The sequence below is a fragment of the Stenotrophomonas maltophilia genome (assembly GCF_003970865.1).
GTDB lineage: Bacteria > Pseudomonadota > Gammaproteobacteria > Xanthomonadales > Xanthomonadaceae > Stenotrophomonas > Stenotrophomonas maltophilia_AR.
In genome coordinates this window covers 1-11,093 of the sequence record NZ_RXLZ01000098.1, presented here as the reverse complement: position 1 = coordinate 11,093, position 11,093 = coordinate 1, and the positions used below count along the sequence as shown (strand labels likewise).

Annotated in this window: 12 protein-coding genes and 1 pseudogene; all 13 read right to left on the bottom strand. The window is 64.9% G+C overall.

Annotation, left to right across the window (positions count from 1 at the left end):
• Positions 1-405: hypothetical protein (locus EKL94_RS21150; protein ID WP_260473478.1), on the bottom strand; the 405-nt coding region annotated here is incomplete at its 3' end.
• Between the two features lie 130 nt (positions 406-535).
• Positions 536-1,006, bottom strand: coding sequence for a hypothetical protein (locus tag EKL94_RS21145; RefSeq protein ID WP_126930520.1), 471 nt, complete (start codon positions 1,004-1,006; stop codon positions 536-538).
• Positions 1,007-1,146: 140 nt separating this feature from the next.
• Positions 1,147-1,333 (bottom strand): annotated as a pseudogene (locus EKL94_RS21140) (helix-turn-helix domain-containing protein); the annotation flags it as partial.
• A gap of 133 nt (positions 1,334-1,466) precedes the next feature.
• Entirely contained in the window at positions 1,467-2,042 is a 576-nt protein-coding gene (locus EKL94_RS21135) for an SUKH-4 family immunity protein (RefSeq protein ID WP_185830070.1), read from the bottom strand.
• Between the two features lie 148 nt (positions 2,043-2,190).
• Positions 2,191-3,693: a sigma-54 dependent transcriptional regulator gene (locus EKL94_RS21130; protein ID WP_126930518.1), complete on the bottom strand. Its 1,503-nt coding sequence runs from the start codon at positions 3,691-3,693 to the stop codon at positions 2,191-2,193.
• Positions 3,690-4,067 carry a response regulator gene (locus EKL94_RS21125; protein WP_010485922.1) on the bottom strand — a complete coding sequence of 126 codons (378 nt, stop codon included), beginning with the start codon at positions 4,065-4,067 and terminating at the stop codon, positions 3,690-3,692. Before EKL94_RS21125 ends, EKL94_RS21130 begins: the two co-directional genes overlap by 4 nt.
• Positions 4,068-4,081: 14 nt before the next feature.
• Positions 4,082-5,491, bottom strand: a complete 1,410-nt coding sequence (rpoN, locus tag EKL94_RS21120) for an RNA polymerase factor sigma-54 (RefSeq protein WP_126930517.1) — start codon at positions 5,489-5,491, stop codon at positions 4,082-4,084.
• 417 nt (positions 5,492-5,908) lie between these two features.
• Positions 5,909-6,541 carry a response regulator gene (locus tag EKL94_RS21115; RefSeq protein ID WP_005413261.1) on the bottom strand — a complete coding sequence of 211 codons (633 nt, stop codon included), beginning with the start codon at positions 6,539-6,541 and terminating at the stop codon, positions 5,909-5,911.
• A gap of 91 nt (positions 6,542-6,632) precedes the next feature.
• A complete protein-coding gene (locus EKL94_RS21110) occupies positions 6,633-7,211 on the bottom strand; it encodes a PilZ domain-containing protein (RefSeq protein WP_019336599.1) in 579 nt (192 codons plus the stop codon).
• Entirely contained in the window at positions 7,208-7,501 is a 294-nt protein-coding gene (locus tag EKL94_RS21105) for a hypothetical protein (RefSeq protein WP_010485909.1), read from the bottom strand. The genes EKL94_RS21110 and EKL94_RS21105 overlap by 4 nt, the downstream gene beginning before the upstream one ends.
• Positions 7,498-7,914, bottom strand: a complete 417-nt coding sequence (fliS, locus tag EKL94_RS21100; RefSeq protein ID WP_005409561.1) for a flagellar export chaperone FliS — start codon at positions 7,912-7,914, stop codon at positions 7,498-7,500. The genes EKL94_RS21105 and fliS overlap by 4 nt, the downstream gene beginning before the upstream one ends.
• Before the next feature lie 128 nt (positions 7,915-8,042).
• Positions 8,043-9,461 (bottom strand): flagellar filament capping protein FliD, encoded by a 1,419-nt coding sequence (gene fliD, locus EKL94_RS21095; RefSeq protein ID WP_126930516.1) that lies wholly within the window; start codon positions 9,459-9,461, stop codon positions 8,043-8,045.
• A gap of 439 nt (positions 9,462-9,900) precedes the next feature.
• On the bottom strand, positions 9,901-11,093 hold a 1,193-nt coding region (locus tag EKL94_RS21090), incomplete at its 5' end, for a flagellin (protein ID WP_148105815.1).

Below are 11,093 nucleotides of genomic sequence, written 5' to 3'. Positions count from 1 at the left end.
GGGGCTGGGGGCTGGAGTTTGGGCGCGGGGGCGGGGCGGTGGGTCCGTGGGGCGGGGTGAGAGGACACCCCCCTGGGGACTCGCCAGGCCGGTCAGCCGCAGGGTTGAGTGGGCGGGGCCGGCCGGGTGGGCCTCGGTCATCTGGATTTCCGCGATATGCGGGGCCAGGCGCTGGTAGCGGTAGCTGCCGCCGATGCGCAGGTCGGTGCCGAGGATATCCAGCACGTACTGGTTGCCGGCGAAGCTGACCTGCACCATGCGCCCGGCGTTGGGGTTGTCGGGTGCGTACAGCGGGTCGCTGAGGTTGGTGAACTGGCGTTGGTCCAGCGTGGCGGGCAGGGTGCAGTCGGCGGCTGTGGCCAGGGCGGGGCAGAGCAGGGCGGTGAGCAGGATCAGGCGATGCATGGTGGAACCTCCTTGGGATGTCCTTGCCATGCTCCGCACTGCGGCCGTGTTGTCTCTAGGAAAACCTGCAAATGCGATGGGGTCAGATCCCTTTCCGCAGGAAAGGGATCTGACCCGGATGACCGCGATGTCAATCCGCGCGTGGTCGCTGCCACCTTAGTTCTTCGAACCACGCTTCGAATATGTCGTTGGCCATCAAGGTGTCGTGGTTGGAGTACTTCAGGGCATAGCTGTAGTCCACCGTGAGGCTGTGCCGCACGACGTCATACCGGGCTTTAAGCTCGGTGGGTGACTCTCGATGGTGGCGCTCGTGAAGGGCGATCAACTGTTTGAGATCGCTCAGAAGGCAATCCAGAAGCGCAGACTGGTGCTCCTCGGATGTATCGAAGACAGCTGCTTCTGCCGTGCAAACGGACTTGTTCAGCAAGTGCTTCTCATAGAAGCCACCACCGATCTCGTAGAAGACATCAGCAGCGAGCAGCCCTTGTTCCGCGGAGCAATAGAGATAGACCCCATTGGCTCTGTCATCGCTGTACTCAAGACAAACGCTGAGCATGGATTCCAGTATTTCCTGCATGGAGCCTTCAAAGGTCTCGCTCATGACATTCCTCGGTGGCAATCGCAACCCTTGAGGCTATTGGGTCCCGGAGCGAAGCGCATTGGGAATAGTTGCAAATCCCACAAACACCAACGCCCGGGCAAGCCCAGGCGTTCGTGCCCCCTTCATGCTGATAGCACGCTTCAGCCGGCCAGTTCGGCCTGCTCGCGCTCGATGCCGTACTTGCGCAGCTTTTTCCACCAGGGTGGTGCGGCGCAGGCCGAGCAGCTGGGCGGCGTGGGCGACGACGCCCTGGGTGCGTTCCAGCGCTTCGTTGATCAGGCCCAGTTCGATGTTGGCCATGTGGTTGCGCAGGTCCAGGCCGTCGTCGGATGGCGGAACCTCGCTGGGATGTCTCGTCCATGCTTCGCAACGGCGGACCGTTGTCTGTAGGAATCATTGCAAACGCAGAGGGCTCCGACCCCACTCAGTTTGCGGCCGAAGAACGTGTTCGAGCCGATTTCTACCAGGGATAGTTAAGATCGACACCGAGTGAGCGGTGTAGTTCCACCTTCTCGGATGAAAGAGGAAAGAACCCCTCTGATAGCTCGTAAAGGCATGTGGGCCAGAAGTTACTCTCGGCCGCCATTGATGTGGCATCGCAGTTGCGGAATGAGGCCTCAAGTTCCATGAGAGTGGACTCCGCCACGCCTTCGTTGAAGTTCAGCGCGGGTCGGATTGCTGCCATGAACGCGGTATGGAAAGCTGAGAAGCTCCTCATGTCTGAATTGCAGTACTGGGGTGATGCTTCGGAATCGACTGGAAGTAGTCCTACGGAGCCATCTTTGAGGTCCACGAAGAAGAGCCCGCCCAGCACGTGTCCAAAGATCGCCAGGGTGCGTTCGTCTGCCTCAAATCGCTGCAGGCGTGAATCGAACATCGTGTTGTTGTTGGCATACGGCGAAAGGCGGCCAGCTAGGCGCTGTGCTTCGAGCAGGAAGGGAGAGTGATCTATTTCTTCCTGGCTGATCGGCATGAGGTCCAGCGTTGGCGGTCTGGTTGAGTTCTCCATCTGGGCAAAGCTACCGACATATTTCATCGGCGCCTTTAGGAAAAGTTGCAAACGCAGTCGTGTAGCGGAATTCCTCATCCACGCACGGCGTGGATCTACTCATGCAGCGCCCCCACAAACACGAACGCCCGGGCTAGCCCAGGCGTTCGTGCCCCCTTCATGCTGATAGCACGCTTCAGCCGGCAAGTTCGGCCTGCTCGCGCTCGATGCCATATTTGCGCAGCTTTTCCACCAGGGTGGTGCGGCGCAGGCCGAGCAGCTGGGCGGCGTGGGCGACGACGCCCTGGGTGCGTTCCAGCGCTTCGTTGATCAGGCCCAGTTCGATGTTGGCCATGTGGTTGCGCAGGTCCATGCCTTCATCGGGTAGCGCCGCCGGTGCCGCGGCGCGATTGACGGCAATGCCGTGCTCCAGTGCCGGTTGGTTGCCGCCGCCCGGGGTGTGGAACGAGAAGCTGCGCAGGTCCAGGCGTTCTTCGCTGGCAGCCGACTGTACCGGTGCCGGTGCGGGGGCGGCCAGCGCGGCATCGCCACGGTAGCGGCCCGGCAGGTCCTGCACGCGCACCGAACCACCCGGATGCAGCACCGCCAGGCGCTCGACCAGGTTGGTCAGCTCGCGCACGTTGCCGGGCCACTCGTAGCCAGCCAGTGCCTGCAGGGCTTCCGGGGTGAAGCGCACTTCACCGCGGCCGGTGCGGGCCAGCTGTGCGGCGATGGTTTCCACCAGCGCCGGCAGGTCTTCGCGACGCTCGCGCAGGGCGGGCACGTCGATCGGGAACACGTTGAGGCGGTAGAACAGATCCTCGCGGAACTTGCCTTCGGCGATGCGCGTTTCCAGATCGCGGTGGGTCGCGGCCACGACGCGCACGTTGCAGCGGATGGTCTGGTTGCCACCGACGCGCTCGAAGCTGCGTTCCTGCAGCACGCGCAGCAGCTTCACCTGCATCGGCAGGCTCATGTCGCCGATTTCGTCGAGCAGCAGGGTACCGCCTTCGGCCATTTCGAAACGGCCCTTGCGCGCGGTCAGTGCGCCAGTGAAGGCACCCTTTTCGTGGCCGAACAGTTCGCTTTCCAGCAGGTCGGCCGGAATGGCGCCGCAGTTGATCGCCACGAACGGGCCATCACGGCGCGGCGAGCGCTGGTGGATCGCACGCGACACCACTTCCTTGCCGGTACCGGATTCGCCCAGCACCAATACGGTGGTATCGAACGCGGCCACCTGCTCGATCATGGTGCGCAGCGCGGTCACCGCCGGACCGTTGCCGGTCGGGCCTTGATCCTGCGCGGCGCCGGCCTGGTGCTCGGCGTCCAGGCGCTTGAGGCTGGCGCGGCGCAGCAGGGCTTCCATCTGCGCATGGCGCAGCGGCGTTTCCAGCGGCCAGATGTTGGCTTCGTGCAGCCCGTGCTGCTGGGCAAACGCAGTGGCATCACCATCGGCCAGCAGCACCGGTGGCGGCAGGCTGCTGCCGCCCAGCCAGTGGTACAGCGCGGTGCTGGCAGCGGTGTCGTCCAGGCTGCCGACGATCACCGCCATCCAGTCGTTCTGGCGCTGGCGGCCCAGGTCGAAGTCGGCCGCGTCGGACACCCAGCGCGGGTTGAAGTCCATGAATTCCAGCAGGGCAACGGTGCGCTCTGCGCGCACGGCGTCGTTGTCCAGCACCAGGATGCGCGATTCGCTCACGATCGATCCTCCCTGAGGCCTTCCAGGATCGGCATGACTTCCTGGATGTAGGACAGCTTGCTGACAAAATTGTCGGCGCCAGCGCGCAGCGCGTGTTCGCGGTGCTCGGCGTCGTCGAAGTGGCTGGCGATCACGATGTACGGTGCATCGTCCTGCGACTTGATCAGGCGGGTGGCCTGCAGGCCACCCATCTCCGGCATGGCCAGGTCCATCAGCACCACCTGCGGGCGCAGCGTTTCCGAACGCTCGATCGCTTCCAGGCCGTTGCCGGCGCTGCCGACGATCTGCAGCCAGTCGATCTTGCGGAAATGGCGCATCGCCGCATTGATGAAGCCCTCGTGGTCATCGACCAACAGGACCGTGAGCTTGTTCATGTCCAACATCCTTTTCAGCCCACCCGGGCCAGCTGCGGTTGCCTGGCGCCAAGCCGGCGCCGTTCACGGGCCGGGGCGATGTCCAGTTGTTCTCGGTATTTTGCGACGGTTCGGCGGGCAATGTTCACCCCCTGGCGCGACAGCAGGCCGGCGATGGCCTCGTCGGCCAGCGGGCGGCCGGCCGGTTCGGCGTCGATCAGGCGGCGGACCATGGCCTTCACGGCCTGGCCGGAGACGCTGGCGCCTTCCAGGCGCACGGCGAAGAAGTGCTTCAGCTCGAAGGTGCCGCGCGGGGTCTGCAGGAACTTGCCGGTGGTGATGCGCGAGACGGTGGACTCGTGCATGCCGATTTCCTCGGCCACTTCCTTCAGGGTCAGCGGTGCCATGGCCTCCTCGCCACGCACCAGGAACGCGGCCTGGCGCTCGACGATCACCCGCGCGGTGCGCAGCAGGGTGTCGTAGCGCATCGACAGGCCGCGGCTGAACCAGCGCGCTTCCTGCAGCATTTCGCGCAGTGCCGGTGCGGCCTCGCTGGTCTCTGCCAGGGCCTGTTCGTACTGGCTGTTGATCGACACGCGGCGGCTGGTGGCCGGGTTCAGTGCCACTTTCCACTGGTCGTCGGCGTGCCAGGCGACCACGTCCGGCACCACCACGGCATTGCGTTCGGGCAGCAGGCTGTCACCCGGGCGCGGCTGCAGCGAGAGGATCAGGCGCACCGCCTCGCGCACGTCGTCGATTTCGGCGTCATGCAGGCGGGCGAGGGCGGGGTAGTCGTGGGCGGCCAGCGCGTCGAGCGCGCCGTCCAGGATGCGCGCGGCCAGGTGGCGGGCGGGAACCGCGCCGTGCAGGCTGCGCAGCTGCGCCTGCAGGCCTTCGCGCAGGTCCTGCGCGGCCATGCCGGCGGGCTCGCCGTGCAGCAGCTGCTGGCGGATGGCTTCGACGCCGTCGGCGGCGATGTCGAACTGGGCGCAGGCCAGCAACTGTAGCTGGTCCAGCGGTGCCTGCAGGTAACCGGCCTCGTCGCAGTGATCGAGCCAGAATGCTGCGACAGCAAGCTGGCGGTCGTCCATGTCCAGCGACAGGCGCTGCAGCACGCGCAGCTGCGGGTCGGTCGATTCGCCTGCGGCGATGCGCGCCATGCGGTCGTCGTCGCCGTCCTGCCAGCTGGCGCCGGCCACGTCCCACATCGACGACTCGGGTAGCTCGTCGAAGGCGGCGATGTCCATCGTGGCGGCACTGGCCTCGGTGGCATCGGCGACGGGCGCTTCGGCCTCTTCGATCTCCAGCAGCGGATTGGAGTCCAGCAGGCGCTGGATTTCCTGTTCCAGGTGCAGGCCATCGAGCTGCAGCAGCCGGATCGACTGCAGCAGCTGCGGGGTGAGGTGAAGTTGTTGGCCCAGCTGGGTCGAGAGTGCAGCCTTCATCGTGGTTCCCCGGCACCGCTCCCCGGCGCCTTGTGGAACGCATCTTGCTTTTGATCCGGCGGGGGCGGAATCAGGGGGTTCCTGAGGGGCTTCGTGGATGTCCTGACAGGGTGTGGGGATATTCCCTACATCGACGCGGAATGTTGACGATGATTGCCGCTAAGTTACTGATTTCCGGTGTGGGTTCCGGGTTGAGCGGGCTGCGCCGTGTACGGATTCCTGTCGGGGCGTGTCAGGGTGACGGGAATTCGTCGTCAGTGAGGGGGCGGGCGTGGGTTGGTAGAGTCGACTGCCAGTCGACTGCTCTCCGGTCAGATAACGGAAAACGCCCGCGCTCCGCGCGAAAGTCGACTAACAGTCGACTCTACCAACAGCCCGCTCTACCCAGCCATCGTTTCGCGCCGCCGAGGCTCGCGCTTATTCCAGCTCGTGCTGGTGGCGCGCGGCCAACAGCAGCAGATCGTTGGCGCGGCGGCAGCCGAGCGACTCCATCATGCGTGCGCGGTGGGTCTCCACCGTCTTGACGCTGATGCCGAGGTCGGCGGCGATCTCCTTGTTACTCTCACCCTTGCCGATGCGGCGCAGGATCTCGCGCTGGCGCGGCGACAGCGCGGCGATGCCGGTGGGTTTCTCGCGGCCGAGCATCGGCGCCAGCATCTTGGCGGAGATCTGCGGGCTCAGGAATACCTGGCCGGCGTGCGCGGCACGCAGCGCCAGTTCCAGCTCCTGCGGCGCCGCATCCTTGACCACGAACCCGACTGCGCCGCGATCGAGTGCATCGCGCACGTGGGCGGCGTCGTCGTGCATGGTCATCATCACCACCCGTGTGCCGGGGGCACGCAGGCGGATGTCACTGAGGGCTTCCAGGCCGGTGCGGCCGGGGAGTGACAGGTCCATCAGGACCACGTCCGGGGCGTGCTGCAGGGCCAGCTGCAGTGCCTGCTCGGCATTGCTGGCCTCTGCGACGAGCTGCACGTCGGCAAACCCCTGCAGCAGCCGCGCCAGGCCGGCGCGGACCAGGGTGTGATCATCGACGATGAGAACTCGCACAGGCACGTTGGAGGTCCGTGAGGGGAGTCCACCTTAACTTAGCTGAACGGGCGCGCCAAGGGTTGCCCATCCAGCGCCATGGTGGCAGGTTTCAGCGGGCGCGGCGTGCTTCGGCCACCTGGCGGCGATGCAGGCGGAACAGATGCCGCTCCATTGCCATCTCCAGGCCATCGCCAAGACGCTGGAAGCGCAGCCACAGGTAGTGACCACCGCCACCGTCCGCGGCTTCGGCGATCACTTCCACGGGCAGATCGATATGGTCGGGCAGCCAGTCGCTGGGCTGCAGGCGCACCACGCCGGCCTGGCCGGCACTGGCGCCGCTGCGCGGGCCCAGCTGCAGGCGGATACCGCGGCGAGACCAGCGCACGGGGCGCAGCGTCAGTTCCTGGCCCTGCTGGCGTACCAGACGGCCCAGCAGCACCATCGCCAGATCCAGCTTGGCTTCCAGCCGCTGCAGCTGCAGGCTGGACTCATTGCGGTCGTCGTGCTCGTCGACGCGGCTGTCCTCGACCAGGGCCAGGCTGCGCAGCAGGCCTTCGGCACTGCTGGTACGACCAGCGGCGCTGCCTGCCTGGAACTCGGCTGGCAGGGCCAGCTCGCAGCTGAGCGTTTCGTCGAACAGCTCGCTTTCAGCCGGGTGATGCAGCGACGTGGTCGGCAATTGGGTCATGCCAGCGATTCTGCCTGCAGGTAGGCATGCGCCGCGCGAAGGGAGCGCTGGCCATCGTTCATCAGTGCGGCGACCGCATCACGGCGCTGGCGCAGCAGGCCAAGCAGATTCTGCTGGCGTTCGAACAGCGCGGTCAGCGGTGCGTGGTCGGCGGCGGTCAGCGGCTGGCTGAGCAGCGCATGCAGCGTGCTGTCGTGACCGTCGAGCAGGCTGTCGGCCTGGTCAAGAGACTCTTCGCCCAGGGCCTTCTCAAAGGCGTCCAGCTGCGCGTGCAATTCGTGCAGGCTCATGGCGCCACCGCGGCCGGGCGGCGCTGTTCCTGCGGGATTGCATTCCAGGCGCTGTCGATCTCGCCCAGCAGCTGCAGCGACTCATCCAGCGCGGCGCGGTCGTTGTGCAGGTTGGCCTCGGTCAGGCGCTGCAGCACATAGTCGTACAGCGCCGACAGATTTCCGGCGATCTCGCCGCCGGCTTCATGATCCAGCGAGCCGTTGAGGTGGCCGACGATCGCGCAGACCTCGCCGATCGCCTTGCCCTTGCCGGCCTGATCGCCACGCTCGAGGCTGGCCAGGGCACGCCGCACGCGCTCCAGCGCGCCGGCCAGCAGCATTGCCACCAGCTTGTGCGGATCAGCATCGGCGACCGCACTGGTCACTCCCACCTGGCGGTACTGCTCGGCATATTGACGGCTGGAACCGTACATTCGTGATTCTCCTTGCGCGGGGTGCCGCCGGCAGGTCGTGGGGACCGTTACCGGCGGTGCGGCGTTGATTGCTGTTGCGTCCGTTATCGGTGCGTTACACGCCAAACTTGAGCGTCGCACGCATTCCTTTAGCGGTTCAGCTGTGCCAGCTGTTGCTGCAATGCGGTGTTGCTCTGCTGCAGTTTCCCCATCAGGCTGTCCAGCGCCAGGAACTGCTTCTTGTAGCGTTCCTCGACGTTCTTCATGCGGACGTCCAGGTCCTTGCGTCGCTTGTCGATGTTGTCCAGCGTGGTGTTGAGGCCCTTGGTGCGGGCGACGAAGGCGCCTTCCTTGCCCGTGGTGGTGCTGACGTAGCCATCGACCATGGTGTAGAGCTTGCCGGCGCCGCCGGTATCACCGGTGATCGCCGAGCGGATCTTCTCCGGCTGGCTGGCAAGCGCTGCGGCGAACTTGGTCGCGTCCAGCACCAGGCTGCCGTCGGCATTGGGATAGCCACGGGTCTGCAGGCCGAGCTTCTTCGGATCCAATCCATCCGCGGACAGGTCCTTCAGTACAGCGCCCATCATCGAACGCAGCTGACTGGATGCGCCGCGCATCTGCGCGTCGCCCGTCAGCGTCGCCGCTTCCTTGGTCTTGGCGTCGTACTTGGTCTCCGTATTGATGGCGGCGATCGCATCGTTGTACGCCTTGACGAAGTCCTGCATCACCTTGGTGGCTGCAGTGGTGTCGGTACTGATCACGACCGTGCTCTTGCCCCTGACCTTGAGGTTCAGAGTCAGGCCTGGTACGGCATCGGTCACGGTGTTGCTGTCGCTGATCACCGTGACACCATCAATGGTCAGCTCGGCATCGGCCGCCGCGGTGTTCTCCTGAAGGCTGCCAACCAGTGCGCTCAACTTCGGGTCGCTGCCACCGTATTCGAGCTTGATCGCGTTGGCGGCGCCGGTCTTCTCCTGGGCGATCGACAGGTACTGGTTGTCGCCCGAAGCGATCAGCGTCGCCTGCACGCCTTCCTTGCGGCCTGCGGCGTCGATCTTGTTGCGCACGGTGGTCAGCGTGTCGCCGGCCTCCACCTCGACCTTCATCGTCTTTGCCTTGTCGCCCACGCCAACGGTCAGCGTCAAGGTTCCGGCGCCGAAGGTTTCGGTCTTCGGCACCGAGGCATTGGCAATCAGCTTGTGTGCCGTGGCGAGGGATTTCACCTCCACCTGGTGCGTGCCGTTGGCGGCTGCCGCCTTGGTCAAACCCTGGTCGTACAGTGCCACCGACGCCGACAGCACGTCATCGGCATTGTTGGGACCGGCCTTGCCGGTGGCGGTTACGGTGCGGGTGTCGAAGGCTGTGGTGGCCTTCAGTGCGGTCAAGGCGGTCTTCAGCTTGTCGAAGGCCGAGGTGACGGTGCCGATCGACGACAGCTGCATCTTGGCCTTGGACTGCTGCAGGTTCAGCGCGTTGTCGGCGGGCTTGCGGTCGGCCGCCACCAGCTGGCTGACGATGTCTGAAATGTTCAGGCCCGAGCCGATGCCACCGTATCCAAAGCTTGCCATGTGATTCTCCTGGTATCGGGCCTGGCCGCTAGGCGCTGGCCCGTCGTCAACGAAAATAGCGGCCTGCGCCGCTGGGTCTTGAGGACTTCGTTGATGCATGCGCCGTGCCAATGGTCTGGCGCAGGTTCTGGCACGCAGGTTGCAGGAGGGTTGGGGCAGGGCGCGGGTGGAATCACCGCGGGCTGCCGGGAGTCTGCAAAAAACCCTCCCCCAATGCAGGGGAGGGCTCAGGCTACTGACAATCGGGGGGAGACGAAGCCGCCCGGTACGTACAGTCAAAGGTACAGCGCTGAAAGAGAGGTCCGCAGGAGCGGGCGATGCCAAGCCGGTTCGGGAGTGTTCCCGGGCCGGGCATGGCCCGCGCCTTCGTGCATCGTGGCTTCCCGGTTGCCGCTACCGTCGGGACTAACCGACGGTAGCGGCGCCTTCTTGCCGTGGATCAGCGCAGCAGGCTGAGCACGCCCTGTGGCACCTGGTTGGCCTGGGCCAGCATGGCCGTACCGGCCTGCTGCAGGATCTGGGTGCGGGTCAGTTCGGCGGTTTCCTTGGCGAAATCGGTATCCTTGATGCGGCTACGCGAGGCTGACAGGTTTTCCGTCGAGGTCTGCAGGTTGGCGACGACCGAGGTGAAGCGGTTCTGGATCGCACCGAGGTCGGCGCGGGTGCTGTTGATGGAATCCAGGGCGTTGTCGACGATCTCCAGCGCCTGCTGGGCTCCCGCCACGCTTTCGATATTTAGTTTTGAGAGCGTTACTGCTTCGGTGCCATTTGCAACATTGGTAAGCTCTGTCGCGCTCACAAGCCCGGTGATGGCCATATCTGCAGCCGGCACATCGTCACGGACGGCGGTCAGGGTCACGACGCCTTCCTTGCTGCTTGCATGCAGGCCGGTTTCACCAATCTTTGCATTGATCGCCGTGGTCATTGCAACCGCAGCATTGGCCTTGGTTTCAGCGAGCGCGGCAGCGACTGCAGCGGCATCCGCGGGATCAGCGGATACCACCTTAAACTCGATCGCACCCAGTTCGACGTTCCCTACTTTCGAGCCTGCAGCGATCTTGCCGCTGGCCAACGAAGCATTGGCATCATCGATTTCGATCTTGCCGGCAGTTGCAAAGGTGGTGCTGCCCAGTGCCTCTGATTTGGCGTTGACTACTTTGTCGATGGCGATGGCCTGCCCCGCATTTGCGCCAACCTGGAACAGCTGGCTGGAGAACGAACCGTCCAGCAACTTGGTGCCATTGAACTCGGACTGCTTGGCGACGCGGTCGATTTCGCTGACCAACTGGGTCACTTCGGCCTGCAGTGCCTTGCGGTCGCTGGCCGAGTTAGTGGCGTTGGACGACTGCACCGACAGCTCGCGGATGCGCTGCAGGTTGTTGCCGATCTCGGTCAGAGAGCCCTCGGCGACCTGGGCCAGCGAAATACCGTCGTTTGCATTGCGGATCGCAACGTCGGTACCACGGATCTGAGTGCCGAAGCGCTCGGAGATTGCCAGGCCAGCAGCGTCGTCCTTGGCGCTGTTGATGCGCGAACCGGAGGACAGGCGCTGGATGGTGGTGGCCAGCGAGCTGCCGCTGGTGCTCAGGTTACGCTGAGCATTCAACGACATCGTGTTGGTGTTGATGACTT

Coding starts and splice junctions, on each gene's coding strand:
- EKL94_RS21105 (WP_010485909.1), bottom strand. CDS start 7,501: ATGAGCCTGCACGAATTGCACGCGCAGCTGGACGCCTTTGAGAAGGCC.
- EKL94_RS21125 (WP_010485922.1), bottom strand. CDS start 4,067: ATGAACAAGCTCACGGTCCTGTTGGTCGATGACCACGAGGGCTTCATC.
- EKL94_RS21110 (WP_019336599.1), bottom strand. CDS start 7,211: ATGACCCAATTGCCGACCACGTCGCTGCATCACCCGGCTGAAAGCGAG.
- fliS (WP_005409561.1), bottom strand. CDS start 7,914: ATGTACGGTTCCAGCCGTCAATATGCCGAGCAGTACCGCCAGGTGGGA.
- fliD (WP_126930516.1), bottom strand. CDS start 9,461: ATGGCAAGCTTTGGATACGGTGGCATCGGCTCGGGCCTGAACATTTCA.
- EKL94_RS21135 (WP_185830070.1), bottom strand. CDS start 2,042: ATGAAATATGTCGGTAGCTTTGCCCAGATGGAGAACTCAACCAGACCG.
- EKL94_RS21145 (WP_126930520.1), bottom strand. CDS start 1,006: ATGAGCGAGACCTTTGAAGGCTCCATGCAGGAAATACTGGAATCCATG.
- rpoN (WP_126930517.1), bottom strand. CDS start 5,491: ATGAAGGCTGCACTCTCGACCCAGCTGGGCCAACAACTTCACCTCACC.